The 25,895-nt window shown below is 51.6% G+C and carries 22 protein-coding genes and 2 pseudogenes; 11 read left to right on the forward strand and 13 right to left on the reverse strand.

Going from position 1 to position 25,895, the window contains the following annotated elements; all coding sequences use genetic code 11:
- The first annotated feature begins 191 nt into the window (after positions 1-191).
- The 10 genes from OCV69_RS11185 (at position 192) to OCV69_RS11230 (ending at position 11,416) form a co-directional block, all read left to right on the forward strand.
- On the forward strand, positions 192-1,160 hold the full coding sequence (locus OCV69_RS11185) for a helix-turn-helix domain-containing protein (protein WP_009260270.1): 969 nt from the start codon (positions 192-194) through the stop codon (positions 1,158-1,160).
- Between the two features lie 175 nt (positions 1,161-1,335).
- Positions 1,336-2,277, forward strand: a complete 942-nt coding sequence (locus OCV69_RS11190) for an ABC transporter permease (protein ID WP_081029069.1) — start codon at positions 1,336-1,338, stop codon at positions 2,275-2,277.
- Positions 2,274-3,092, forward strand: coding sequence for an ABC transporter permease (locus OCV69_RS11195; protein WP_009260272.1), 819 nt, complete (start codon positions 2,274-2,276; stop codon positions 3,090-3,092). The genes OCV69_RS11190 and OCV69_RS11195 overlap by 4 nt, the downstream gene beginning before the upstream one ends.
- Positions 3,082-3,852 carry an ABC transporter ATP-binding protein gene (locus OCV69_RS11200; RefSeq protein ID WP_009260273.1) on the forward strand — a complete coding sequence of 257 codons (771 nt, stop codon included), beginning with the start codon at positions 3,082-3,084 and terminating at the stop codon, positions 3,850-3,852. The genes OCV69_RS11195 and OCV69_RS11200 overlap by 11 nt, the downstream gene beginning before the upstream one ends.
- A 6-nt stretch (positions 3,853-3,858) precedes the next feature.
- Positions 3,859-4,626, forward strand: a complete 768-nt coding sequence (locus OCV69_RS11205; RefSeq protein ID WP_009260274.1) for an ABC transporter ATP-binding protein — start codon at positions 3,859-3,861, stop codon at positions 4,624-4,626.
- 50 nt (positions 4,627-4,676) lie between these two features.
- Positions 4,677-6,335: a nickel ABC transporter substrate-binding protein gene (locus tag OCV69_RS11210; RefSeq protein ID WP_009260275.1), complete on the forward strand. Its 1,659-nt coding sequence runs from the start codon at positions 4,677-4,679 to the stop codon at positions 6,333-6,335.
- A gap of 145 nt (positions 6,336-6,480) precedes the next feature.
- The gene (locus OCV69_RS11215; RefSeq protein ID WP_044945071.1) at positions 6,481-8,256 is read left to right on the forward strand and encodes an ABC transporter ATP-binding protein; all 1,776 of its coding nucleotides are present in this window, start codon (positions 6,481-6,483) and stop codon (positions 8,254-8,256) included.
- A gap of 10 nt (positions 8,257-8,266) precedes the next feature.
- Entirely contained in the window at positions 8,267-10,006 is a 1,740-nt protein-coding gene (locus OCV69_RS11220; protein ID WP_009260277.1) for an ABC transporter ATP-binding protein, read from the forward strand.
- A gap of 18 nt (positions 10,007-10,024) precedes the next feature.
- Positions 10,025-10,396 carry a metal-dependent transcriptional regulator gene (locus tag OCV69_RS11225; RefSeq protein WP_009260278.1) on the forward strand — a complete coding sequence of 124 codons (372 nt, stop codon included), beginning with the start codon at positions 10,025-10,027 and terminating at the stop codon, positions 10,394-10,396.
- Positions 10,397-10,453: 57 nt separating this feature from the next.
- On the forward strand, positions 10,454-11,416 hold the full coding sequence (locus tag OCV69_RS11230; RefSeq protein ID WP_009260279.1) for a helix-turn-helix transcriptional regulator: 963 nt from the start codon (positions 10,454-10,456) through the stop codon (positions 11,414-11,416).
- Positions 11,417-11,518: 102 nt separating this feature from the next.
- Here the strand turns inward: OCV69_RS11230 and OCV69_RS11235 are convergent, their stop codons facing one another.
- From OCV69_RS11235 to OCV69_RS11255, 5 genes and pseudogenes are all read right to left on the reverse strand, one after another.
- The gene (locus tag OCV69_RS11235; RefSeq protein WP_009260280.1) at positions 11,519-13,609 is read right to left on the reverse strand and encodes a C40 family peptidase; all 2,091 of its coding nucleotides are present in this window, start codon (positions 13,607-13,609) and stop codon (positions 11,519-11,521) included.
- Positions 13,610-13,639: 30 nt separating this feature from the next.
- A pseudogene (locus OCV69_RS11240) lies at positions 13,640-14,029 on the reverse strand (TraG/VirB4 family ATPase); the annotation flags it as partial.
- A 106-nt stretch (positions 14,030-14,135) separates the two neighbouring features.
- Positions 14,136-15,947, reverse strand: a complete 1,812-nt coding sequence (locus OCV69_RS11245) for a reverse transcriptase/maturase family protein (protein ID WP_007489947.1) — start codon at positions 15,945-15,947, stop codon at positions 14,136-14,138.
- Positions 15,948-16,531: 584 nt separating this feature from the next.
- Positions 16,532-18,526: pseudogene (locus OCV69_RS11250) on the reverse strand (VirB4-like conjugal transfer ATPase, CD1110 family); the annotation flags it as partial.
- On the reverse strand, positions 18,519-18,872 hold the full coding sequence (locus OCV69_RS11255; protein ID WP_044944356.1) for a PrgI family protein: 354 nt from the start codon (positions 18,870-18,872) through the stop codon (positions 18,519-18,521). The gene OCV69_RS11255 and the pseudogene OCV69_RS11250, both read right to left, overlap by 8 nt.
- 107 nt (positions 18,873-18,979) lie before the next feature.
- On the opposite strand from OCV69_RS11255, the gene OCV69_RS11260 reads away from it, so the two are divergent.
- Positions 18,980-19,324 carry a hypothetical protein gene (locus OCV69_RS11260; RefSeq protein ID WP_009258932.1) on the forward strand — a complete coding sequence of 115 codons (345 nt, stop codon included), beginning with the start codon at positions 18,980-18,982 and terminating at the stop codon, positions 19,322-19,324.
- Here the strand turns inward: OCV69_RS11260 and OCV69_RS11265 are convergent.
- The 8 genes from OCV69_RS11265 to OCV69_RS11300 all read right to left on the reverse strand — a co-directional run bounded on the left by OCV69_RS11265 (position 19,321) and on the right by OCV69_RS11300 (position 25,791).
- Positions 19,321-20,166: a VirB6/TrbL-like conjugal transfer protein, CD1112 family gene (locus OCV69_RS11265; RefSeq protein WP_055270877.1), complete on the reverse strand. Its 846-nt coding sequence runs from the start codon at positions 20,164-20,166 to the stop codon at positions 19,321-19,323. The genes OCV69_RS11260 and OCV69_RS11265 overlap by 4 nt on opposite strands.
- Positions 20,167-20,231: 65 nt before the next feature.
- Positions 20,232-20,501: a formate hydrogenlyase gene (locus OCV69_RS11270; RefSeq protein WP_226928282.1), complete on the reverse strand. Its 270-nt coding sequence runs from the start codon at positions 20,499-20,501 to the stop codon at positions 20,232-20,234.
- 38 nt (positions 20,502-20,539) lie between these two features.
- A complete protein-coding gene (locus OCV69_RS11275) occupies positions 20,540-22,285 on the reverse strand; it encodes a VirD4-like conjugal transfer protein, CD1115 family (protein ID WP_009258927.1) in 1,746 nt (581 codons plus the stop codon).
- Between the two features lie 74 nt (positions 22,286-22,359).
- Complete coding sequence (locus OCV69_RS11280; RefSeq protein WP_009258926.1) at positions 22,360-22,818, reverse strand: recombinase family protein; 459 nt, start codon at positions 22,816-22,818, stop codon at positions 22,360-22,362.
- An 87-nt stretch (positions 22,819-22,905) separates the two neighbouring features.
- A complete protein-coding gene (locus OCV69_RS11285) occupies positions 22,906-23,553 on the reverse strand; it encodes a DUF3801 domain-containing protein (protein WP_009258925.1) in 648 nt (215 codons plus the stop codon).
- Positions 23,534-24,940 (reverse strand): relaxase/mobilization nuclease domain-containing protein, encoded by a 1,407-nt coding sequence (locus tag OCV69_RS11290; RefSeq protein WP_055270879.1) that lies wholly within the window; start codon positions 24,938-24,940, stop codon positions 23,534-23,536. The genes OCV69_RS11285 and OCV69_RS11290 overlap by 20 nt, the downstream gene beginning before the upstream one ends.
- Positions 24,941-25,249: a plasmid mobilization protein gene (locus tag OCV69_RS11295; protein WP_009258923.1), complete on the reverse strand. Its 309-nt coding sequence runs from the start codon at positions 25,247-25,249 to the stop codon at positions 24,941-24,943.
- Between the two features lie 212 nt (positions 25,250-25,461).
- Positions 25,462-25,791 (reverse strand): DUF6329 domain-containing protein, encoded by a 330-nt coding sequence (locus OCV69_RS11300; RefSeq protein ID WP_009258922.1) that lies wholly within the window; start codon positions 25,789-25,791, stop codon positions 25,462-25,464.
- Positions 25,792-25,895: the final 104 nt, after the last annotated feature.

Genomic DNA, 25,895 nt, shown 5'->3' on the forward strand with positions numbered 1-25,895 from the left:
AAGGGCCCGGCCGCATAAGGGTATCATTTAAAACCGTCCAGGTTCAGTAAGTTGGGACACATGCTACACACCGTGTGGCATGTGTCCTGCTTTTAATTATACTTCAATTACATATCCTTGTTGAAATTAGAATACACTTGCGTTATCATTTTCTTTAGTCAATCACGATTTCCAAGAAAGGGCAAATAAGTATGGCTGATGTTGTTGATATTCCGGAATTCAGAGCATTTTATTATACAGATGATACGCCCCGCCAGTTTTATACCCTCCGGCGATACGAGGATGAGAGCGGGTCTGGGAAAATGCACTGTTATAATATTGCGCCAGGTATTCAACTGTCTTTTAATGATCTAAATCTAAGTTCTTGCTATCAGCCACTAAATGTCCAAAAAGATTTTTTAGAAATAAATTATTGCCTTGAGGGCGGACACGAAGTTGAAATGGTCGGAGGCGGAATTACCTTCTTGGGTGAAAAGGATTTAAGTATATCTGGCCTATACCATGATAAACGGGTTATTGTCAATTCAAGAATCCCTTTCAATAAATATAAAGGTATAACCATTCTCTTGGAGCTAGAAACAGCCCAGACGACTCTCGACAATGAATTCTCTAAGTGGCATATAGACTTGCAAAAAATCCGCACAACTCTATGTCCGGAAGGACGTGTTCTTTTAATAAAATCCAAACAAAAAATCGACCATATTTTTGCAGAGATCTTGAGCGTTGAGAACCAGATAAGATTGCCGTATTACTGGCTGAAAATCCTGGAAATCTTACTTTTATTAAGCCAACTGGATAACAGTTATGTGGAGCCGCCCCAACAGTTTACGGAGAAAGTATCCCGGCGGACTCAACAGGTCTATCAGTATATTATTGAAAATCCTTTTACACAAAAAAATATTTCTGAGATAGCAGAGATTTATGGGGTTTCGGAATCAAGTATGAAACGCTGCTTTAAGTCAATTTCCGGTGCTTCTCTAGGCACGTTTATGAAAAGGAAACGGATGGAGGCTGCTGCGGAATTACTTAGGTCAGAGCCGACATTGAGTGTGGGTGAAATTGCCAGTCTTGCAGGGTATGAAAATCAAGGAAAGTTTTCTGGGGCATTCAAATCAGTATACGAAATGACTCCTATCGCATATCGTTTGAAATACTCGTGACCTAAATGGATTAAGACTTGACCTAAACAGTTATAGACGAATATATGATCTTGTGCTATCATAATTGACGTTAATTAGAGAATGGTGAAAAGAGCCGCGTTCAGCGGTTCTTTTTAAGGGTGTTAGTTAGCGATGTCTAACCTCGAGCGAATGGGGGGCAAATCAGTTGTTCAGTATGGGGATCAGTGCGCGAATTGTAAAACGTATTATAACCTTGCTAATTGTGACTTTGGGAGTCGTTACTCTCAGTTTTTGCTTGCAGATATTTACCGGTACAGATCCGGCAGAAATGCTTGTAAGAAAGACTACATTGTTCGCAACAGAAGAGCAAATCCAAGCAATGAGAGTTGAACTTGGCCTGGATGGTACACTCTCTGAGCAATATGCAGATTATATAAAAGGACTACTTACCGGGGACTTGGGTATTTCAATTACCAATCGAAAGCCTGTCATTGATAATATTAGAAATGCCCTTCCTGTTACATGTATGTTAGTTATTATGTCTATGCTCTGGGTTGCTATTTTAACCGTTTTAATATCAGCGTTTTCTGTCATATGGAAAGACAAAGCATTTGACCATGCAACAAGAGTTATCTGCATAATTGGTATATGTGTTCCGAGTTTTTGGCTGGCACTCATTCTGCTAATTGCTTTTGCAGTTGAGATTCCGATATTTAGTGTGATTTCAGACGGGAGTATTAAATCCCTTATATTGCCATCTATTTCTATTGCCATTCCAATTGCTTGTATTTCTATCAGAGTTTTGCGCGCTGCTGTAATAAACGAATTAAAAAGTGACTATGTTACTTACGCTAAAGCGAGGGGGTTTTCCACATCTAAAATTGTATACGGCGAGGTCCTGAGGAACGCATTTCCATCGGCCATAACACTTTTCGCACAATATTGCGCATCAGTTTTTGGAACCTCTGCACTGATAGAAACTGTCTTTTCCATTCAGGGTCTTGGATACTATTTAACTGAAGCGTGCGAAAGTATGGATGTATATGGAATATCGGGTGTGGTACTTATTTGCGCAATCCTATTTGTTCTTTTTAATACTGCAGCAGACATCTTCTCGGGCATTATTTGCCCTGCGTATAGGAGGAAACGTGTATGAGGAAACATCCACAAATTGTCATTGGTGTTTTGCTTATTGCGTTATTTATTTGTATTGCGATAACTGCACCCCTCCTTGCCCCAAATGACCCAAATGCAACAAACCTTGCACTAAAAAATGCCCCGCCATCAGCCGAGTATCCTCTTGGATGCGATCAAATGGGGCGGTGTGAACTTTCGCGCTTAATTTACGGAGCGCGATATTCACTAAGCCTTACGGTGCCTGTGCTGATAGTACTAGCAGCGATTGCATTGTTTATTGGATGCTACACTTCTTATAAAGGTGGCCTAATAGATGAGGTCATCCGATTGTTGTGCGATATATTTATGGCATTTCCGCTTTTAGTAATAGCAATGTCATTAGTGTCAGTTATTAACAATTCTGTTGCGAGCATTATCACTGCAATTGGTATTTCTATGTCTGCGTGGTTCTTACGCATGGCGCGTTCTTATGCAAAGACCGAGTGTGGAAAGGGGTATGTAGAATCCGCAAGAGTATCTGGTGCATCTGCAATGCGGATCGTACTTCACCACATTATCCCGAATGTATTGCCACAGTTTGTTGTCTATTTTACCACGGGAATAGCATCAGCAATTCTATCGGTATCAAGTTTTGCATTTTTGGGTGTGGGCCTTATTGCTGGTACTCCGGAGTGGGGAGCCATGCTTAATGACGCTCGAAACAGCATTTATACAAATCCCGCCCTAATTGTTTATCCCGGCATATGCCTCATTATCTGTTGTGCGGGCTTTAATTTATTAGGTGAAGGTATTCGGGATTTTATTGGCAAGGAGGACCAGATCAGTGTTTCTTGACGTCAGAGATCTCACTATTACTCTCAAAACGGGTGAAGAAATTGCAAAGGATATTTCTTTTTCAATAGATGGAGGAGAAATGTTGTCCATTGTGGGCAGCTCTGGGGCAGGAAAAACGACGGTATGCAAGGCCGTTATGGGCTTACTTAGTTCTAATTATTCCATTTCAGGTGAGGTGCTTTATAGGGGGGAAAACTTGCTGCACTGTTCAAAGAAACGATTGCAGGCAATCTACGGTAAAGAAATATGCTATATTATGCAAAACCCCATGACAGCATTTAATCCATCGCTGCGTATTGGAAGGCAATTAGAAAAAACATGTTACTTACATAACCCCCAAATATCGCGGCAGGAATTACAACTATTAGTGAGCAACACACTACAACAGTTGGGCCTTGATGATTTGAAACGGATACTGAAGAGTTACCCTGATGCCCTTTCAGGTGGGATGTTGCAGCGGATTATGATTGCAGCAGCACTAATCAATCAGCCTACTATATTGGTTGCTGATGAAGCGACTACAGCAATAGATGCCTGTAACCGAATTGAATTGATGCAATTACTTAGGCAGTTATGCAGTGGCGGCATGGCGATCTTATTTGTTACACATGATTTAAGAGCGGCGTCAATGGCGGATCGAATTTTAATAATGAATGATGGCCAGTTGGTCGAGGCAGGGACAACAGAGCAGATATTCAATGAACCTAAAGAAGAATATACAAAATATCTGCTTAGTGCTTGTACGTTGGAAAGGCGGTGATTATCTATGATTGAGGCGAAAGATGTAAGTTGCACTTTTGCCCGCAATCCGTTTTCCAAAGAGGGATTCATGGCGGTTTCCCCAGTTTCAATCCAATTCATTGATGGTGAACGGTATGCCATCGTTGGTGAGTCAGGGTCAGGTAAGACAACACTCGCCAGAATGATTGCGGGCCTCCAGCGTCCTACGACGGGGAATATCTATGTCGATGGGATGCCTGTTTACGGTAAACACAAGGTTCATACAAATTACTTCAAGGAAGTCCAAATTATTCAACAGGACTCTTCATCTGCATTAGATCCTAAAATGTCCGTGGGTAGATCAATCGAAGAACCTCTTTTGTGTTTTTTTCATTTAGACAAAGGAGAACGCAAAAAAAGGTGTCATGATCTGATGGATTTATGTAATTTGCCTGTTGAATACTACTCGCGTCTTCCCGCAGAATTATCTGGGGGCGAGCAAAAACGAGTCGCTATTGCAAGGGCCTTGGCAGCAGAACCTAAGTGTCTAATTTTTGATGAGGCAACAAATGGCTTTGACCTTCCTTTACGCAAGAAGATCATTGAAGAAATTGTTGACTTGCAGAGGAAACTCGCATTTACCCTTATATTTATTACACATGATATGGAGTTAGCCGTCGTTATTGCTGACGTAATTTTGGTTATGAGAAATTCCACCTTGATTGAACAGGTTGAATTTTCTGGAGATATATCAGTATTTACAAGCGAATACAGCAAGACGCTTTTATATGCGAGTGGAATTACTGATACATAATCATTGTTGGAATTGATCATAGCAGAAATAAAATGAAAGGATAGTTTGCGATGAAATTCAAAAGACTTGCAACGATTCTTATGGCTGCGGCCATGATGGTTTCGTTGGTTGCCTGTACAGGCGACAATGGCGAAAACTCAGAAACGCCTGTTACTTCGGGCAATGATGTTGTGGAGGAAACGGAAACCAACCACATCACTTTGGCCGAAAGTTGGGGATTTGAAAATTTCTATACAATTATGACGCCCGATGTATCGGCAAGCAACTTCGGTATCACATATTATCTTAGCAATTTCTACGATGTGCTTGTAGAATATCAAGATGGAGAATACGTTGGTGGTCTGGCCGAGGATTGGACAATTAGCGAAGATGGAACGGTCTACACATTCAATCTACGGCATGATGTGAAATTTTCTGATGGTAGCGATCTGACTGCGGAAGATGTTGCCAAATCGCTTTTGGCCGTTCCCATCAATTTGGGGCAATACAATGGAACCTATGGCCGCCTGTCTACAATTATTGAAGATGCAGTGGTCGTTGATGACTATACTGTTGAAATGCATCTGACGCAACCTTATTATAATGCGCTGCGGGAGCTGTGTTTGGCGAATCCATTCGGAATCGTATCGAGTGAACAACTTAATGATGATTTAACGAAAAAGGATACTTTTGAAACTGCAACCTATGGTACAGGTCCCTATATGTATGCTGGAGATAATGACGGGCAGACCTGGAATTTCGAGAGCAATCCCTACTATTGGGGTGAAAGACCTGATGTTGAGAGTTTTTCTATCAAGAGCATTCCTGACAATGATGCTAAAATTCTCGCATTGAAAAACGGGGAGATTGATTTTGTCGCAGGAATCACGAACGTCTCCAACGAAAGTTTTGTGGAAATGCAAAACACTGAGGGATTTGGCGCCAAGGTTGACGACAAATCTTTCCGCACCGGATATATTGGTTACAATTTAAGTAGCTCTATGTTCGGTGATGAAGTTGTTCGCCAAGCCATTACATTGGCCTTAGACAAAGATGCAATTTCTGAGAGCATTTATGGCGGCCTGTATGAAAAAGCAGATACATTCTTCCCGAAGACCCTACCCTATTGTGATGTAGAGCAAACCGTATACTCTTATGATATAGACAGGGCAAACCAATTGCTTGATGAAGCAGGATACATTGATACGGATGGCGATGGCATCCGTGAAAAGGACGGTGAGAAACTATCCTCTCCGTTCCAGTACCAAGCAGGCTCCGCTTCTGATGATAACTTGGTTGTTTATATCTGCGACCAGTTAGGGAAAATCGGAATCGAACTTACACCGCAGTCTGCACAAATGATGGACTGGTATGCAATGATTACAACTGGAGAGTACGGCCTTACCTTATTTAAAACACAAGGCGGTTTCTATGATCCGGGCAATACGATCGGTAATATCGATCCCAGCATGGCCATGGACCCAATTATCTCCCAGGTCGCTGCATACTTGCCGGGCGGTGCCGATCTGATTACAGAATTGGAATCTACTACTGACGAGGAACGAATCCAAGAGATTTATGGAATTATTTTGACTACGATGGCGGATCAGTGCCTTACTACACCTCTGGTGTATCCTCACCAACTTGCAGTATATAGTGATAAGATTGCAAACTACGATTTTCCGCCTGATGCAAACTTTACTGCTGTACAAAATATCACATTAAAGTGAGCATTTTCCCATTCTGCAAACGGCGTGCTATGCAAAACATAGCACGCCGTTTGTAGAAAGAGAAACGACATATTGCAAATAGATTACAGAGAAGTTATGTTAAACCATATATTTGCTCTGCCGGTTGAAAGGAGTCCAGATATTGGTGAGCAATCAATCAAAAGGAATTAAGCGGATTCTCAGTTTTGCCGGCAGATACAGGGGCCTCTTGACTTTTGCCCGTTGCCTTTCCGGCATCAGTGCGTTGTTTATTATAGGCCCTTTTATCTGTGTATATTTTGCGGCAAGAGAACTTATCGCTGTATTTTTAGGCGATCAATTGAATGGCCAAGCATTATTGAATTGGGGCCTTTTTGCATTAGGATTAGAACTCGTGGGAGTAGTACTCTACTTTTTGGCTTTGCTATCTTCTCATATCGTTGCGTTCCATATTCAAAAAAACCTGCAGATGGCAGCATTAAGGCACCTTGCTCATATGCCAATTGGCTATTTTAATGCCAATCCAAGCGGAAAATTGCGTAAAATAATTGATGAAAACAGTTTTCAAACGGAGACCTTTATTGCACATCAGTTGCCAGATTTAACAGGCGCCCAAGTAACCCTGATTGCTGGTGTTTGCTTTATGATCATTTTTGACTGGCGTATTGGAGTTCCACTTATTATCTTATATGGAATGGCCTTTTATCTGCAAAGCTCTCTCATGGGAAAGAATAGTGCTGAGTTTATGAGAATTTATCAAGACGCTCAAGAAACAATGAACCATGAGGCTGTTGAATATATTAGAGGAATCGCCGTTGTCAAGGTGTTCGGACAAACTGTAAAGTCGTTCGCCAAATTTCATAATGCGATAGAGACCTATAAAAAGTACGCACTTGCTTATACTATGTCTTGCAAGAAAGGCATGGTTGCATTTAATGCTATCGTAAACTCATCCTTTTTAGTGCTGGTTCCGATTGGCTTTCTAGTTGGATTTACGACCCCGACACTCAGAGATTTTATTCAAAGTTTTCTGTTTTACGTGATTTTCTCTCCGGCATGCGCAGTGATGCTTAATAAAATTATGTATATGACTAGTTATAAAATGCAGGCAGAGGAGTCTATGCGTAGAATCGATATGATTTTAACTTCTAAACAGCAACCAGAACCAGCGATCCCCCAATATCCTGATACATATGAGGTCGCTTTTGAAGATGTGACATTTGCATATGATAATACCGATCACCCCGCAGTTTCACATCTCACTTTTATGGCAAAAGCAGGAGCAATAACGGCCCTTGTGGGACACTCCGGGTCAGGTAAAAGCACAGCGGCCAGTCTGATCCCTCGGTTCTATGACGTGCAGGATGGCGCAGTAAAAATTGGCGGCGTTGACATCAGGGAAATCCCACAGGGTGATTTAATGAAAATGGTGGCATTTGTGTTCCAAGACCCCAAGTTGTTTAAGGATAGCCTATTAGAAAACATAAGAGCCGGAAGACCATCGGCAACCCGTGAGGAAGTTCTAAAGGCAGCTCATCTGGCGCAGTGCGACGACATACTGAAAAAGCTTCCAAACGGAATAGATACAATTATTGGAAGTCAAGGTATATACCTGTCCGGGGGCGAAACACAGCGCATTTCTATTGCCCGCGCTATTTTAAAAGATGCTCCTATTGTAGTTTTAGATGAGGCGACAGCATATGCTGACCCCGAAAATGAGCATCAAATCCAGAAGGCCTTTGATGGACTTATAAAGAATAAAACGGTTATTATGGTTGCACATCGGCTTTCGACTGTCCAGGATGCAGACCAAATATTGGTGATGAAAAACGGTGCGATAGCGGAAAGCGGAACACATTCTGATTTGATAAAGCATCAGGGCGAGTATGCTAAAATGTGGGACAATTATAACAAAACGGTGCAGTGGCATATAGAAAGTTGAGGTGCTGTCTATGCTAAAACGTGCGTTTGCATTAAGCGATCAAGGCGCAAAAGATTTAGCGAAAGGAATTATAGCAACTGCCTGCGCCAATTTGATACAGATCATTCCAGCAAGTTTGTTGTTGATGGTAGTAATGATGCTTTTAGAAAAAGCGGCGGGGACTCAAGTTAATGTAGGTCGGAATATTCCGTTCTTTGTCGGAATTACCCTGGTGCTTTTTGGCATGATCGCGATTGCCCAATTAGTACAATACAATTTGACATACACTGCTGCATATAAGGAAAGTGCAAACCGAAGAATTGTGCTGGCTGAAAAACTCAGAAAACTTCCACTGTCATTCTTTGAAAAGAAAAATTTAGCCGATCTGACAACTACTATTATGGGGGATTGTACAGCATTAGAAAGGACATTTTCTAATGCGATTCCACAGTTGTTAGGCACAATTCTTATGTTTGTTATTATGTCCGTGGGGCTGGCAGTTTTAGACTGGAGGATGGCTCTTTGTATTATTGTCCCGGTACCAGTTGCCTCAATTGTTGTTGTTCTTGCTCGTAAGGCACAGAGTAAGGCGGAACTTGAAAATCTGGAGGCAAAAAGGTGCGCCTATGACGCAGTACAAGAATATATTGATACTATAAAAGAATTAAAAGCATACTCAAAAACGGATGTATACTTGGATGAACTTGATAAAAAGTTAGAGAATGTTATTCGTTGTTCCTTCCGAAATGAGTTAGCCCCCGGAGCATCTACAACAGCTGCTCAGTTCATCCTGCGCTTTGGTTTAGTTGCTGTTTTGCTTATAGGGGGAAACTTGGTGATTGAAGGTATGCTTTCTATTCCCATGCTCATACTGTTCCTTCTTTTCGCTGGTCGAATCTATGATCCATTCACCAACTGTTTCATGCTATTAGCGGAGGTTTTTGCCGCACTTGTAAGCATTGGCCGGATGAAACAGATAGACAATACACAGGAACAAACCGGCTCAGACTGTTGCAATAACATTGGCTGCGATATTGAGTTCAAGGATGTTTACTTTTCTTATAACGAGGAACCAGTTCTGACAGGAGTATCTTTTGTAGCAAAGCAAGGCGAAATAACTGCTTTAGTCGGGCCATCTGGCAGTGGAAAATCAACAGTTTCAAAATTAGCAGCGCGTTTTTGGGACGCCGATTCCGGACTCATAACACTTGGAGGCATAGATGTCAAAACTGTTGAACCAGAAGTATTGTTAAAAAACTATGCAATCGTATTCCAGAATGTCACCCTTTTTGACGAATCGGTAATGGAAAATATACGGCTTGGCCGTAGCGGAGCTTCTGACGAAGATGTTAGAGCCGCAGCAAAGGCCGCCCAATGTGATGAGTTTATTGATCGTTTACCGCAAGGCTATGACACGAATATCGGGGAAAACGGAAGTAAATTATCCGGTGGCGAGCGCCAGCGCATTTCTATTGCCCGTGCCTTGCTAAAAAATGCTCCTGTTATTCTTCTCGATGAAGCAACTGCATCTATGGATGCAGAAAGTGAAACAATGGTACAAACTGCCTTGTCAGCGTTATTAAAAGGTAGGACAGTGATAGTTATTGCGCATCGAATGAGGACCATAGCAAATGCAGACAAGATAGTTGTTTTGGACAAAGGAAAAGTGACTGAAGTGGGGACTCCCAGCGAGTTGGCTAAAAAAGGCGGGTTGTATGCGCATTTGGTTGCACTCCAGCAGAAACAGCAAATGTCTTCCTTACCGACATGAACGTCCTAAGAGGGAAATATGAAAAGAAAACAGCAAGCCACCACATCGGGTGAAGATTATTTAGAGGCAATTTTAGTGCTCCAAATGCAGAAAGGAACAGTGCGCTCTGTTGATGTCGCCCGGCATATGGAGGTGTCAAAGCCCAGCGTGAGCCATGCGGTGGCGACCCTGCGGGATGGAGGTTTTCTGACGATGGACAGCGACTATTTCCTGCACCTGACCGACATTGGCCGGGAAGTGGCGGAACAGATTTACGAAAAGCACCGTTTCTTTACCGAGCGTCTGATTGCCGCCGGCGTGGATCCGAAAACCGCAGAGGCAGATGCCTGCCGGATTGAGCACGTCATCAGCGACGAGAGTTTCCAAAAATTAAAGAAACAACTCATGTAACCTGTGGAGATCGAACTCATTACACCAAGAGTGTCTTCGAAATTGAGGATGACCAATATGCAAAACGATCCGCGCTCCCGAATTCTCCTATTGCTACAACTTCTCCTGAAGCAGACAGATGAGCACCACTACGCAACTGGCGCGGATATTCTCCGTTTTTGGGAGACTCATGGCATCCAGACCACCCGGAAAAATGTGTACAGCGATATCCAACTGCTCATGGACTTCGGCCTGGACGTCATCTGCATCAAAAGCACGCAAAACCGCTACTTCGTCGGTTCCCGGCTGCTTGAGCTGCCGGAACTGAAACTGCTGGTGGACGCTGTGGAGTCCTCCCACCTCATCACAGAGAAGAAAAGCACCGCCCTCATTGAGAAGTTAGGCCATCTTACCAGCAGACACAACGCCGCGCTCCTGAACCGCCCCGTCTACATGGACGGCACGGCCAAGCCGGACAACGAGGCCGTGTACTACGCCATCGACGCGATCCAGACGGCGATTCACAAACAACGGGCCATCTCCTTCCAGTATTTCGAGTACACGCCGAAAAAGGAAAAGGTCCTGAAACACAAGGGCTACCGCTATGGATTCAGCCCCTATGTCCTCATCTGGAGCCGGGATTTCTATTACGCCGTGGGCTGGTCGGAAAAGCACGGCAAACTGGCCCAGTTCCGGGTGGACCGCATGACGGCCATCCAGGATTCAGATGCCCCTTACATAGCGGATCCGTCCTTTGACCCAGCGTCCTACATCCGGGAAATCTTTGGCATGTATCACGACATGCCCCAGCGGGTGACGCTGCTGTGTGAGAACCGCACCATGCGAAACATCATAGATCACTTCGGGGAGGATGTGGACACGGAGGTGGTGGACGCCAACCACTTCCGGGCCACCGTGGATGTGGCGCCCACGCCGCCGTTCTTCTCATGGGTATTCACCTTCGGCGGCGCTATCCGCATCGAGGGGCCTGGGGAGGCGCTGGCGAAGATGCGGGATATGGCCTCGTGGCTGCATACATAAAAGCAAGAGGGATCCGCCCAGGAAACGCTGGGCAGATCCCTCTCACCTTTACGGGGCAGGAGGACCGCTGCGGGGTGTATCCCCGCAGCGGTCCTCCTGATTTTAGTCCGAAAAGTATACCGGCCTGCCAATGGATGTAAAGCCCTCGATGCCGGTGATCACCACATTGTTGTATCCGCTGGCGCAGTGGATGATGAGCAGATTGCCGCTCTCATCCCTGCCGCCTACGATGCCCACATGGGAGTCCTCTGGGTAAAATACCAGATCGCCGGGCAGCGCCTCGTCCCAAGAGATGGTGGTGCAGTAGGTGTGCTGCGCGGAGGCCCCTCCCCCGTGACCGATGATATACTCGCCGCCTGTGGCATTATAGAATACCCAATCAACGTACCCTGAGCAATCCATCCCGTAGGGCCGGTAGGTGCCGGAACTGGAGCTGCCGGGGGCAGTGACCTGCATGGTGGTACCCCAGCGGGAGTCCCAGCCGAGGACCAGGCTCTTGCCGCCCCAGAAGTAGTTGACCTTACCCACCAGTTGGCAGGCGGTTTCTATGATCTCCCGGCGCTCGGCGCTCAGGCCCGCCGGCAGCGAGGCAAGCAGTTTTTTGGCGTCGGCCTCCGTCACGGCCAGATTCCCAATGGCCCCGCCCAGCAGGTCGAGGTTCTCTAACAGGTCATCCAGCATGTCGTTCTGTTCGTCGGTAAAGGCGTAGTGTTCCCGCATCTCGTCCACGGTCTTTCCCGTGACGGAGATGGTCAGGATGGTTTCCGTCCAGCTGTCGTCCTCGCCGTCGTCCGGGTCGCTGTCCGGGTGGTCTATGGTTTCCGCCTCGGAGGAGAGGGATACCATATCCCAGAACACCTCCCGCAGACGCTCCACCCGGCCGGCGTCCAGGGTGACCACATCCACGCCGTCATTGGTCCCTGCGGTTTTCACCGCAAACACCGCCACGACCTCCCGCCAGTCCGGCGGGGCGCCGTCTATGATAATCTGGTCGTAGTCCCCGGCCTGCAGTTCCTCCAGCTTACCAGCGTATTCCTCATTGATCTGGGCGATGGCCGTACTGAGCGCCACAGAGGTACTGTCAGCAGGCTCGTTGGCGAACAGGATACCAAAGGGGGAGGCGATTAACAGGCCGACGACACAAATCAGGACCAACAGGGCAAGGACGACAGATCCTCCCGCAGCCGCAGCGGCGATCAGGCTCTTGGCGGCGGCATAGATGGCCCGCAGGGCGTTTCCAGCCTTGGCAGCGGCCTTTTTCGCCGCACTCCCCGCCTGTTTTGCCGCCTGCCGGAACCGGGCCGTTTGCTGTGCCACATGGGCTGCTTTGGCGCTCTGGGCGGCACGGGTGGCCCCACGCCCCGTCTGGGCCGCAGCCCTCCCAGCATGGTCCGCTGTTTTTACCACCCGCCTGGAGGAGCCGGCAACCGGCTTTGCGTGGCGCACGGCCCTGCCACGGCCTGCCTCCTTTATGGCAGGTGTTTTGCGTTTCCCTTTTGGCAGGGGGCCGGCATCTTGGGCAGGCTCCACCTTTGGCCGCATGGGCGATACAGTCCCGTCCCGCCTGCCCCCATTCCCATGTGCAGTTCTGCCGGAAGACCGGCGATCTCCTACAGGTTGCATAGGCTCTTGCCCGCTGCCTGCTGGCTGACGCATCCGCTCGACTCTGTCCTGCGCGGACTTCTGCGCTGCCTGCCGCCCGCGCTCCCGGATGAAGGGTTGCTGGCCCTGGGTGCGCTCTGGTGACAGGCCGGAAACCTGCGTTTCCGTTTGAGCGCGCAGGTATGCGTCCTTGGTCTTGATCCGCTGCCCGGCTTTTCCGACCGGTTCCGCCGGCTGGTCTGCCGCTGCGGCGTTGACACGGCTTTCATGCTCCCGTGTACGGATCTCCGGCGCGGGATCCCCAGCGGTGGAATCCGCGGAACTGCCGTCGCGGGAGGCACGGTTCTTCCGTTTCTCCTTAATGAGCTTTTCCGCACCGCGCTCCATGCGGCGCATGCTGTCCGCAGTGGTATCCTCGATTTGGTCGCCGCCATAGTCATCCCGCCGCCCCTGCTGGGCGGCGTCACGGAGCTGCGTCCGCAGGCGGTCCGTCCCATCCTCCAGGCCGCGATGGACCAACTCCTTCGGTACGGCCGTTATCTTCTCCCGGATGGAGGATGTGGCCTGCGGCTTCTCCTTGATCTTATCCATCCAAGCACCTCCCCATGGAAACGGGCCGCGTCACGCGGCCCGCCCCATCCCGATGGTGCCATCTGTGTCAGAGGGCTTGGTAGTCATCAATTTATACAGTCGGTTCTTCGGGAAGTTGTCCATGAAGGGTACGATAGCACTGCCGCACTTGATGAGGCCGCGGCCGGAGTCCACATTGGTGATGTAAGAGAGCTGGTTGTCCGAGATATTCAGCAGCCGGGCCAGTTCTGTCCGGTCCGTCGCCGCCTGGTTGAGCATGACGAGGAACTCGCTGTTGGCCAGCATGGTCCGGGCGGTGTGGGACTGGAGGAGGTCGTCCACATTCTGTGTGATGCCGGTGCAGCAGGCCCGGTATTTGCGGACGCGCTTCCAGAGGGTGAACAGGAAGTTCGCGCTGTACTCATGCTGGAACAGCAGGTGGGCTAAACTATAGACGCCTTACCGCCTCGCGGCGGCGGGTTTTCCATAGCTCGCCCCCGAACCGTACTTACACCTCTCGATGTATACGGCTCTCTATTTATCCACCCTACGAATTTGTGATTGTTTTGTAGCAGTCCTCGCACACAATCAGCGTCTTGCGGCGCTTTTTCAACATAAATTGTTCCCAGGGCTCGTTGCCGGAAAGACTTTTCAGGTTCTTCACCTGGTAAATCATAACCGGGAGTTCATTTTTACAGCACAGCTCACAGTATCCGGTCATAAATCTGGCAATGACTTCCTTGGGTCGGATGGAGTATCTATAGTCCGGCGTTGTGTCCATGTCTAATTTAGACGGCGCACTTTTCCGGAAACCGTTATGGTAGAACTCGGCCCGTTTTATCCCGTGTTTTGTTTCGTATTCTATGCCAAATATGCGGTCTCTCGTATATTTCTTCTTGACTTTCGCTGCGGAGCACCGCATTTTCCTTGCGATAGTCTTATACATGCTGTACTCCATGACATAGCAAAACTTGTTCAGGACAGATACATTCCGTGCCAGACGATAATAGTTGTAGATACCCCGGATTTCTCCGTTGAATTGTGCGAGGATTTCAATAGGTTCTTTGTTTTGCAAGCCGTTCCTTGCCACAGGCATCCAAATTTCTTTCCCCGTGCCATCCTTTTGTATATTAAGCGCCCTATACTCTTGCAGTTTACCCATCCATTTTTCCTTTGGAAGCAGGAGGACAACGCGCCCATTATAGGCTCGCTTTACGCCGCCCTTTGTCTTTTTGACCGCCTGATTCTTGCTGATGGTGATGTCGTATCCCAGGAATCTTGCCTTGTCATGTCCGTGGGTAATCAGGGTTTTCTCAGGCGACATGGTGAGGTTCAATTCCTGTTTCAGAAATTCACTGACGGCGGTCTTGATTTGTTCGGCGTCCGCTTTATTTCCAATCACGCCAATTAGAAAATCATCGGCGTAACGGACATATAGAACTCTGCGATAGTTGGGGTCCATTGGCTCCCGACTGGGGGTAGATAGCAGGATTGCCTGTAATTTCTTCTGCATGACTTTGGCGTCTTTCCGTTCTTCTTCGCTCATGGTGTTCCATTTTTTGGCGTTTCGTTCTCTGGTTCGCGCATAGTGGTGGTTGGCATTGACATAGTCGTTGCTGAACCGCCGCTTGTCGCCCTTGCCGAATTGCGCCCGGAGCTTTTCCATGAACAGGTCCAGCTCGTTCATATAGATATTCGCCAAGAGTGGACTTACCCCGGAGCCCTGCGGCGTGCCACTGTAGGTCTGGTGCTTCATCCAGTCCTCCAGATACCCGGCCCGGAGCAGCTTCCAAATCAGGTCTATGAAAGCCTCGTCCTTTATCCTTCGTTTCAGAATGTTGACCAGGATGTGGTGGTCGATGTTGTCGAAACACCCTTTGATGTCGCCCTCCACAAACCAGCTGACGCCGGTGAAGGTTTTCTGTATCTGCGACAGGGCGGTATGACAGCTTTTTCCGGGCCGAAAACCATGAGATGTGCTTTGAAAGGTCGGTTCATAGATGCTTTCTAAAATCATGCGAACGGCTTCTTGTACCAGTTTGTCGTCTGCCGCCGGGATACCCAGCGGGCGCAGCCCGTTTCCACTTTTCTTGGGGATGTACTGCCTCCTGGCGGGGTGGGGTTGATAACTGCGGTCCCGCAGTTTTTTAATCAGGGACTCAATTCGCTTCAGGCTCATACCGCTGAGGGTAGCGCCATCTGCTCCAGCCGTCGTACTCCCCTTGTTCGCATATAGGTTCTGATAGGCCAGAAGGTAGAGCTGAGGGTTATACAGGTTGCGGTAAAGACGCTCATACTGGTAATGCGCTTTCTGCGCGTGCTTTCGTAGGGTTTCCAATACTGTCTGTGGACTTCTCATAGTGCCTCACGCACCTTTCCTTTTCAGTATCAGGGGATAAACTGCCACCCTTCGCCATGTGGACGCCATTAACGCCCTCGGACTACTATGGTGGCTCCGTGACCGTGCCGGATATTCAGGCCCAGGCCATAGCTGTTTCCAGCGTTCCGGTTTAGGTCATCTCCGGTTAGAACTATGCAAATTGGCCTGTTCTGCTGTCGGATGCGACTTCCGTCATTTCCCGCTGACTGCGGGCGGCTGATATGGATGTGTACGCATTTGGCGATTTACCTTCACCACTTGCCCATATCACACGGCGCATATAGTCATCTTTTCGCCGTGGCGGACGATAACGCTCCTCTGACTATCGTTCAGGCAGTTTGGCTTTCATCCTCATGCAGAACTTTTCATCTTGGCACTCAGTCGCAGCGTGATGACTGGCTGACTTATGCCTTTTCCGGCGTGCTGTGTTCCCCTTGGGATTTCTCTTGCGGGTAAGCCGGATGATGACAGGGTTTCAGATTTCACATTTTCCCTTCCACTTGCCAAAGGTGGAATTTGCATAGTCCCGCGCTGCCTGCGTTGCTTCAGGCGGCTTCCGGACGCACATAGATCTCGTCAATATAGATCCAGGTATTCCGCCCCTGCTGGCGGTTGCGGATGATACGGTTGAAGATGCTGTCCAGCACCACCAGCATGCCCACGGGCAGAAGCTGACGGCCCAGGTCCCGGATGTCATAGCAGAGGATGCGGGAATTGGTGTCCACATTGGTGGGTTTGGCGAAGGTGTTCAGGCTGCCCTCGGTGAACAGTTCGATGGCCAGCGCCACGTCCCGCGCTTCCGGCTCCGGCTGGCGGAGCAGCTCGGCATGGAAATCCTGCAGGGTGGGCACCGCGCCGGTGTAGCCCCTGCGGATGTACTCCCGATAGCACTGGGCGGCGCAGCGGTCGATGATGGACTTCTCCTTGGCGGAGAGTTTCCCGGATCCCATGAGCTGCTCACACAGGGACAGCAGAAACTCGGACTTCAGCACCACCGGGTTCTCCCCGTCGCCGTAGCCCTGCTCCATATCCATGGCGTTGATGTGGTTGGGCGAGGTGGCGGACACCTCGATCACCTCGCCGCCCAGCCCCTCGATGAGTGGCCGGTACTCGCTCTCCGGGTCGATGACGATGATGTCGTCCGGCGCCCCGCCGTCACCATTCTCCGCCGCCAGGGCCAGCCCCACCATCTCCCGCTTGGCGGTGAAGGACTTGCCGGAGCCGGACACGCCGAGGACAAAGCCGTTGGCGTTGAGCAGCTCCCAGCGGTTGGCGAGGATGAGGTTCTTGCTGATGGTATTCTGGCCGTAGTACACGCCGCCCTGATGGAGGATCTCCTGGGCCTTGAACGGCATGAGGACGGCCAGCGCCTCGGTGGTAAGGGTGCGGAGGGCATCGATGCGGCGCAGGCCCAAGGGCAGCGCCGTCACCAGCCCCTCCGCCTGCTGCCAGTTGAGGGTGGAGAGCTGACACAGGTGCTTGCGGGCAATGGACTGGAGGGTTTCTGTGTCGCTGTCCAGTTCTTCCTTGCTGTCCGCCAGATGCACCAGCGTCACTACGGCGAACATCATGCGCTGGTCACGGGTGGTGAGATCGTCCAGCATCTCACGGGTTTCCTTGCGCTGCTGTTCGAGGTCATATGGTACAACGGCGGAGAAGTTGTTGTTGCTGTTCTGCCGGCGCTGCCAGTTGGTCACATTGGTTTCCACGCCCAGCAGCCGGTTCTGCATCTCACGCACCGCCTCGTCCGTGGGGACGGGGATCACATCGATGGACAGCATGAGCGTCCGGTTTAGTTCCGTCAACTCGTTGATCATGGAGTCTTTGATGTAGGAGGCGTACTCCTTGAGGAACAGGACCCGCCCGAACTTATCGCCCATGACAAAGTGGTCCTTCTTGAACTCCATGCTGTCCGGGCAGATGGCATCCTTATAGGAGGCCCCCTTCCGCATGCTGTCCTTCAGGTTGAAGTGGAACTCCGTTTCCTCACCTACCCGGTAGAAGTCGTGGAGGATCCGCAGACGCTCGATGGCGTCCAGTTCCTCGCTGTGGGAGTCCAGCTTATTGAGCCGGCTGGTGACGTCGCCGATGACACGGTCAAAAAAGGTCCTGGCCTCATCTACATTTTTCTTATGGGTGGATACGGTGATGTACCGCTCCTGCACCACGCTGTTGGACGAGTCGGTGACCTTGTCCGTGAGCATGGCATTGTACTCGGCCCGGTATCCGTCCAGAAAATCCCCGCGGGGCGGGAGAAGGATGGTTTCCTCGAAGTTCTGGCGGTTGAGCCGCTTGTTGTTGATGGTGATCTTGGTGGTAGAGCCAGTGTCCAGCGCATTGAGCAGTTCGGAATAATTTAGGAACATCGCCGTCTTGTCCTCTTTGGAGGCGATGGCGTAGTTGATGTCCGAAAAACGGATGCACTTGGAGAACTTGCTCCCAAACTGAAAAACCCCATCCGGCCAGATACGGCGAATGGGGATGGCGTCCTGTACGGATTTTGGCACGGTAAATTGTTCTTTGTCCTGCTTTAATGTATTTTGCAGGGTTTTAATCAATCTTCAGGGCCTCCTTCATACTCGAACGCTCCATGAGTTTTGCGTACAGGTTGTCCGATTGGAAGACGAGCCGGTGAGGATATATAAATTCCGTGCGGATATAAGCAAGTAGAAACCGCTCCAGCGTCATGCCGTTATACTGGAAAAATCCGCCGAGAGCGAACGGGAAAGCGCACAGGACGCAGACCCATCCGATCTCGGCGGTCGCCAGCACAGAGCGCAGGCCAAAATACACGCCTACGGCAACAGCGACGGCCAGCAGCGCAAAGATGAGCTGGCGGAGCGACAGCCCGAAAAACAGGCTCTCCTGATAGTTTCGGACCTCTTTGTTGATGCGTACCTCGATTGGATTTCACCTCCGTTTCCGTTCCTGGACTTTTGGCAGACAGGAGTTGCCATGTCCGCCGGGGTATGCTAACATCAAAGTGAAAAAATAGCGAGAGGGGTGTACCCATGTTCTATGCATATATTTTTCTGGGGGCCGGGATCCTGATCCTGTCCATCCTGTTCCGCCTGGCCGCGGTGTTCCGTCTGACGATCCCGCTGCTGTATGCGCTGGTGGTGCCGACGCTGCTGAGCGATTGGTACTACGCCCACTACACGCTGGCCAATGTGATCTGGTACATCCTGCTGGCGGTGACGGTCCTGTCCTGGGTGTACTCCCTGGTGCGGAAACTCTCCGCCATCATGGAGCGGCGCCGGCGCGGGAAAGAAAAAGAGGAAATTTTGATCCAGCGGGTGCGCGAGGCCGGCCTCAACGGCGGCGGTATCGTCCATATTGACGACCTGCAGGATTAACCAAGGCCCATCAGTTCCCGCACCAGCCGGTCGCTCATCTTGATGGCGCCCACCAGAACCAGCATATTGAAAACCAATTCCCCGATATAGTTCCAAACGATGGTAGCGGCAGCCATGGTGTCGTCCGCAATAGCGGGAGGCGCCGCGGCAAATTGGGAAAAGATAATACAGGCCAAAACGATCATACAGCCCTCCAGGCAGATGGCGGCGTAGCTTTTGATAAAAGCCACGCCGATGCTGCTGGAGGGCTGCCCCGCGAAACTGGCCAGGGGGATGGGCGCGATGGCCGTCGCCATATAGAGTTTGAAAAAGCGGGAATAGACGGTCAAAATCATGACCAGCGACAAAACCCAGATAAACAGGGATCCCAGGAGCGTTACCGCCCACAGCGGGATACTCTCCAGAAAGCCCACGTCCTCGATGATGGTCACCATCTCGTCTGGCAGGGCCGTGTCGGACATGGCCGTGAGGCCGGAGGCGTCCATAATGGTGGACACCGCGCCCTGGGCGATGCTGAACAGGGTCATCATCAGCTCCAAGCCGTAGGTGACGGCCCCCTGCGCCAGCGCGAACCGCACAAAGGTCTTGACCGCCACCTCCGGGCGCTTGAGTTCCGTAAAGCTGCCGCAGGTCTTGACCACGCCGGCGACGAAAAACAGTACCAACAGAGCGTAGCCGATGGCTCTCAGCGCGTCATGGATGTTGAGAATGACGTCCCAGATCCCGCCGCCTTTGAATTCTTCCGGCGACGTGGAGATGAGCGTCCAAATCTCGGTGAGTTTTTCATTCCAGGTAGCAAGGGCTGAGTTCAGGTTGTCAACGATCCAGTTTCCACTTCCCATTGTGCATCACCTCCGTGTGGGAAGGGAGCGGGAGGACGCTGTGTGCGCCCTCCCGCTTTGCCCACTCAGCCGGTGATGAGGGTGAGGATCTCCTTGGTAAACGTGATCACAATGCCGCCCGCGATGGTGAGCATGCCGTTGGCGCGCTGGGAGGGGTCGTGGCTCTTGAGGGACAGGCCCAGCTGGAGGACGCCGAAGCCCAGCAGGATGAGGCCGATGGCCCGGATGAGGGAAAAAATGAAGTCGCTCAGATTTGTCACAACCGCCAGCGGATCGTCCGCCGCGAAGGCAGGACAGACGGTCATGACCGCGACCAGCACAAAGCAGGAAAGCATGGCGTAAATGCGCTTGACCCGCTTTTCGAATTTATGATTCATGCTGCATTCTCCTTGTTTTCATTGGCGTCATCGGTGGAAAATGCCGCAAAAAATTCATGTCCAGAAATCACCGGTGCTTGGTTCTGCCTGTGGTGAATATAGGGTGGCCCGCCAGCCAGTGAGGTTTGCCGGACGGCGGGATGTTTCATTAAATCGTATTTCAGGTCCATGACCGGTCCGGCACCGCGAATGAGCAGGATGGCGTACCGGTTGTCCAACCGGCGCACTTCGTCCGGCGTCAGCAGCTCCCGGCCGCTGATCTGCATGTTGGTGGACCATGAGCCGGACTTACCTTTGGTTTCCCCATGAGTCTTGGTATCGATGGTGGATTTGCCCAGGGCCTCGGAAATGTACTTGTGGGTGCTGGACTCGTTGCCGCCGAGGTACAGCAGGGTGTCCGAGTTGCCGGGGATGGTTTCCCAGGAGTCCTTGAACTGCTCCTTGATCTGCGCCATGTTTTGGATGATGGTGCTGCAGGAGATGTTTCTGGACCTCATGGTTGCCAGTTCGCGGGGCAGCCCCGGCAAATTGACCGAGGGCGCCTCATCCAGGATGAAGTGGACATGCCGGGGCAGCGGACCGTGGTGGATCTGGTCTGCACAGTAGTAAAGGGTCTGGAACACCTGGGAATAAAGCAGACTTACCAAAAAGTTATAGGTATTGTCATTGTCCGGGATAACAGCGTACAGGGCACATTTCTTCTCTCCCAGCGTGTACAGATCCATATCGTCGTGGTCCGTGATGGCCCGGATCTGGGGCAGGTTAAAGGGGGCCAGACGCACAGCGGTCGACACAAGGATGCTCTTGGAAGTCTTGCCCGCCGCCATCTTAAAGACCTTATATTGCCGGACGGCGACGCTGTCCGGCTTCTCCCGTTCAATGGCGCTGAACAGCAGATCCAGCGGCGAGACGTGGTCCTCGTCGTCCTCTTTTACCTCCGCGTATTCCAGCACCCGCATGACCATGGAAAAGTTCTGCTCGGACTCCGGCGCCTCCTGAAACAGCATGAGGATGATGGCCTGCAGCAGCGCCGTTTCGGCCTTGGTCCAGAACGGATCCGACTCATGGCTGTTCTTGGGTGTTGTGGCTTGAATGAGGTTATTGACAAGCCGCAGGGCATCCTTCTCGTCCCGGATATAGCGGAAGGGGTTGTATCCGTCCGACTGCTCCAGATTGACAAGGTTCAGCACCCGCACATCGTAGCCCTGGCTTTTGAGGTAGCCGCCGGTGGCAGTCAGCACCTCCATTTTGGGATCGGTGATCACATAGTTGGTGTTGGCCTCCAAAATGTTAGGCAGGACATAGCTGCGGGTCTTGGCCGCGCCGCTGCCGCCGATGACCAGTACGTTGAGGGACCTGCGGTGCTTGTGGGTATCCAGCCCCAAACGGACATTTTGTGTCAGGGGCTTATTCTGCTTTTGACAGAACATAGCGTTGACCTGTTTGGGAGACGCCCACTGTGCCGAGCCGTGTTCCTCGCCGTCACGGGTGCGGCCCTGTGTGGTGCAATACAGGCAGATGCCTATGATGTACGCGCCGGTGCAGGCGAGGATGCTCATCAGGCTGTGTTCCGTCCAGCGGATCTTCAAAGGAGTCTGCAGGGCCGCGGTCAGGTTCGTCAGCAGCTCCGGCAGGCCGTTCCCGAGGGACTGGGCAATCAGGAGAGCGGCCCAGACCACGGGGATGTAGAGAAACAGATACGGGAGGATCCCTCCCGATCTGCCCGGTTTATTCAGCGGCATTCACCTCCAACTGAAAAACAGGGGCGCACCGCATTGGTACGCCCCATAGGCTGTTTGGATGTATGCCTGTTTGCTTAGTCCTGTTCGAAGGGATACAGGATGTCCACACCGAGGGCGTGCATGTGATCCTCATACTGCAGGAGGCCCCGCAGGTCGTGGCCCCGGTAGATCCGATCCTGTTTACAGGACAGGATGTAATCCATTTTCTTTTCGGCAGCCTCCCGCGCCAGGAACCGGAGGCTGGGCCTCCGGAGGTCCCATCCGCACATATAATCTTTGTATACGCCGACGATCTGCATGCTGTTTACTTCTGCAAATTGGCGCAGGTAAGTGTCCTGTCCGCTGATACCGATCTCGTCTGCTGCCGGATTGTTCGTGTTCACCCGGAGATACAGCCAGCAGCGTTTCCCTCGCAGCTGCGCTTTGGGCGGCAGGCTCCCGTGCGCAAACAGCCTTTTCAGCAGTGCCATATCCTCCGGGAGCAGGAATCCTGCGCTGCCGGTGCGTCCTCTGTAGTAGTAAACGACCTTCATGGTATCTGGCCTCCTTCACTTTTTCTGTAACGCAACCATACCTGAACCGGCCCGGAATATCCAGCACTTTCCCCAAACAGCACTCAATTATCTGGTCTTGGTCCGCGTCTTGGTTTTCTGCCTGGCCGGGGCGCGCCGCCGCTGTTCCTCCAACTGTGCGCGATAGTCCTGCAGGCGGCCCTCAACGGAGGGCCGCTCATCACTCGTCGTCCTCGCCGCGCTCCCGGCGTGCATAGGAGAGCTGGTGCTGGTATCGCGCGAGGCGCGTCCCGACCGGGAATCTTTTTTTGGCGTTCCAGGTTCCTTCTCCGGTTGCCGCTCCCGTTCCGGCTGCTCCTTCTGGGGGGCCTCCGGCTGCTGGTACATCATCTTCTGGAACACCAAGTTGGCCCGTTCCACCTCTGTGGCCGGCATGACAACATCTACCATGCTTTTGGGGTCATTGGGATCTCTGGAGTTTTGGATGGCCGCATAGAGCAATTTCGGTTCCCGCGCCTTGTGCCTGAACTCCCGGTATTCCTCCTGCGTCATGGGGAATACCCGCAGATCCCGTGTCTGCTGCAGCATTTTGCCCATGCGGACCTTGCCGCTGATCTTCTTGTGGCTTTTCGCCAGCGCCAGCGATATGGCCAAAAGATTTTTCACTGCCGAACCGGTCAGCCGAACTGCGACCTCACCACCAGAGAGCATCATGCGGACCAGTTGGTCCGCAGCTTCACCGCCTCCGATATTCATCTCGTTCCACCTCCTTTGCCTTGGCCTCGGCCACATGGATGTCGTGTTCCATCTGAGGCCGGTTCCGCTCAATGGTATCGCACATGGAAATCTCCTTCCGCGCCCGCCGGATCTCACGGTTGACGTCCGCCAACTGCCGGTACAACTCCGCCTTTTCCGCCATGAGCTGCTCCCTATGGATCCCACACTGCTCCAGCGCGGAGACGGCGTCCATGTAGCGGGCGAAGGGTTCCTCCATGCCGGGCATGCCGGACTCATAGCAATCCCTTGCCGGGGCGAGGGCCTCCGCGTCGGAGAGGGCGTCGTAGAGCGCCCGCCGTTTCTTCTTCCGCACGTTGAGGATGGTGCGCTGTTTCATCAGGCTGGCCAGCGTTTCCTCTGCGCGGGCGCGGACGGCACTCAAATCCTCCGCCGTAGTAATACCATGCGCCCGCAGGAAGGCGAACTGCTCCTTGTAACTCTCGAACTTCATGATCTCCCGTCTGAGATGGGGCGTCATCCTCGGCGGGTACTGCCGCTGCCCGGCCTTGCCCAGCAGATAGAGGTAATGGACATACAGGGCCATGAATCCGGTGTACTTGGGATGCCTGCGGTACGGCTGGTACCGCGGCCGGTAGATGATGGCGGGGCGCGTACCTGCGGCAATGGCATCCAGATTCCCTCCAATGGCGGCGCGGATGCCGTCCTCGGTGAACAGCGGGTTTTTTCGGCCCGGTACCATGAACCGATCTTGGCCCCGCAGACGGAAACCGAGGCGATTCCCATGCTTGATCTCATATCCCTTGTGCTCCATGATGAGGAAGAAGTGACCGATATCGTTGGCATCCTCTATGGCCTCCCGCAGATCCGCCTCCAGCATTGCCCGGAAGGTGGGCTGGCCCCTGCTCTGCCGCAGCCACTCAATGTAGCTGACGGCCTTATCTGCTTTTCCCTCCATGATGACGGACAGGCCATGTTCCCGGCACAGCCGGTCTGAGATGGCGCGAATCTGGCTGTAGTAACTGCGGGCATTGCTGTGGTACTTCTCGCCGGTATCCGCATTCACGGAATTGAAGATGGTATGGGCATGGATGTGCTCCTTGTCCACATGGACGCCGATGACCGCCTGGTAGCCGGGCAGATGCTCTGCCGCGAACTCCCTGGCGATCTCCAGCGCCAGCTCCGGGGTGACCTCGCCGGGCTTGAAGGACTGGATGATGTGATAATACTGGACGCCGTCTGTTTTGCCCATTGCACGTTTCGTATCCAGCATCTGCCTGCATGCGTGGCCGGGATCGCAATTCAGATAGGCTGTAAGAATCTGTTCGTTAGTCTTATCGCCATTGAGCACATAGTGGATGCCGACATCCAGACGACCTTTCCTGGCAAGAACTTTTGTAACAGCCATTTACTTTTTCGCCACTTGGTACATGAGTTCATAGACACGATCCAGCATATACAGCCCGTGTTTGGCATCGTCCGGTTTGGCAATTCCAGCATTGACACTGCGGGCGATTTGATTGATATTGTTGCCGATATGATGGATCTCCGTGCGGAGGGCTTTGATCTCCTGAGAAGGGAGCGCGCGAACCTCCGCCCCCAGAATGAGGCGCCGGAGGTAGGCGGTTTTGGAAAGGCCGCAACATCGGGCGCTGTTCTCCAGCAGCGTTTTTTCCTCTTGGGACAGCCGTAGGCAAATCTCGTATTTCTTCTGCATGCTCACTCCTTCCACGGCTCACAGCCGGCAATTTTCCGCCTGCAGGCGGCATTGGGGCCAGGGGGATCCCCCCTGCAAGCGCGCAAAAGATATCTTTGCGCTATGCTTGCGCCATCGCCGCCGAAGGCGGCGGTGGCCTCGCCGCGCAGGGCGCGGCCATTTTCAAGCGGTAGGTGGATTTCAATTCCCTCTCCTGCGGAAAAGAAAAATGCTCACCGCTCATGGGCCTTGAAGTCCAGGTTATCCCGCGGGACGCCGGCCAGTTCCAGTTCGCGCTTGTCCCGCACATACGCCGCATAGCGGGCGTAGGTGTAACCTTCGCTGTCAACGAGGATGCCGTCCTGCCGCCTGCGGGCGGTGACCAGCAGGCAGCGGAAGCGGCCGAACTTCTCGCTGTACCCGGTGAGCTGGGTCCTTGCGGCGATGAAAGGGGCCTCGGCCAGCAGGTCCGCTTGAAAGCGGCGGTATTTGGATTCCGGCAGGATGATCTCCCGCACCACCGTAAAAGGCGCGGTCTTGATGATCGGGGTGTCGTTTTGCAAATCAGCAACAGAAGCCGCCTTTCTGAAAAATCGTGCTTGCTGCTCTTTTGCTATGGTGCAGACCTCCCTTCAATGGCAGGGCGTGTCATTGGACGTCCTTGCCG

The sequence above is a fragment of the Alitiscatomonas aceti genome, assembly GCF_025567195.1.
Taxonomy (GTDB): Bacteria; Bacillota; Clostridia; order Lachnospirales; family Lachnospiraceae; genus Alitiscatomonas; species Alitiscatomonas aceti.

What these genes read in the sequence shown, in the direction of transcription:
- OCV69_RS11205 (WP_009260274.1), top strand. Translation starts at nt 3,859, where the DNA reads ATGATTGAGGCGAAAGATGTAAGTTGCACTTTTGCCCGCAATCCGTTT.
- OCV69_RS11195 (WP_009260272.1), top strand. Translation starts at nt 2,274, where the DNA reads ATGAGGAAACATCCACAAATTGTCATTGGTGTTTTGCTTATTGCGTTA.
- OCV69_RS11280 (WP_009258926.1), bottom strand. Translation starts at nt 22,818, where the DNA reads ATGAAGGTCGTTTACTACTACAGAGGACGCACCGGCAGCGCAGGATTC.
- OCV69_RS11235 (WP_009260280.1), bottom strand. Translation starts at nt 13,609, where the DNA reads ATGGATAAGATCAAGGAGAAGCCGCAGGCCACATCCTCCATCCGGGAG.
- OCV69_RS11220 (WP_009260277.1), top strand. Translation starts at nt 8,267, where the DNA reads ATGCTAAAACGTGCGTTTGCATTAAGCGATCAAGGCGCAAAAGATTTA.
- OCV69_RS11265 (WP_055270877.1), bottom strand. Translation starts at nt 20,166, where the DNA reads ATGGGAAGTGGAAACTGGATCGTTGACAACCTGAACTCAGCCCTTGCT.
- OCV69_RS11185 (WP_009260270.1), top strand. Translation starts at nt 192, where the DNA reads ATGGCTGATGTTGTTGATATTCCGGAATTCAGAGCATTTTATTATACA.
- OCV69_RS11230 (WP_009260279.1), top strand. Translation starts at nt 10,454, where the DNA reads ATGCAAAACGATCCGCGCTCCCGAATTCTCCTATTGCTACAACTTCTC.
- OCV69_RS11295 (WP_009258923.1), bottom strand. Translation starts at nt 25,249, where the DNA reads ATGCAGAAGAAATACGAGATTTGCCTACGGCTGTCCCAAGAGGAAAAA.
- OCV69_RS11190 (WP_081029069.1), top strand. Translation starts at nt 1,336, where the DNA reads ATGGGGATCAGTGCGCGAATTGTAAAACGTATTATAACCTTGCTAATT.
- OCV69_RS11275 (WP_009258927.1), bottom strand. Translation starts at nt 22,285, where the DNA reads ATGCCGCTGAATAAACCGGGCAGATCGGGAGGGATCCTCCCGTATCTG.
- OCV69_RS11260 (WP_009258932.1), top strand. Translation starts at nt 18,980, where the DNA reads ATGTTCTATGCATATATTTTTCTGGGGGCCGGGATCCTGATCCTGTCC.
- OCV69_RS11285 (WP_009258925.1), bottom strand. Translation starts at nt 23,553, where the DNA reads ATGAATATCGGAGGCGGTGAAGCTGCGGACCAACTGGTCCGCATGATG.
- OCV69_RS11290 (WP_055270879.1), bottom strand. Translation starts at nt 24,940, where the DNA reads ATGGCTGTTACAAAAGTTCTTGCCAGGAAAGGTCGTCTGGATGTCGGC.
- OCV69_RS11245 (WP_007489947.1), bottom strand. Translation starts at nt 15,947, where the DNA reads ATGAGAAGTCCACAGACAGTATTGGAAACCCTACGAAAGCACGCGCAG.
- OCV69_RS11210 (WP_009260275.1), top strand. Translation starts at nt 4,677, where the DNA reads ATGAAATTCAAAAGACTTGCAACGATTCTTATGGCTGCGGCCATGATG.
- OCV69_RS11270 (WP_226928282.1), bottom strand. Translation starts at nt 20,501, where the DNA reads ATGCTTTCCTGCTTTGTGCTGGTCGCGGTCATGACCGTCTGTCCTGCC.
- OCV69_RS11225 (WP_009260278.1), top strand. Translation starts at nt 10,025, where the DNA reads ATGAAAAGAAAACAGCAAGCCACCACATCGGGTGAAGATTATTTAGAG.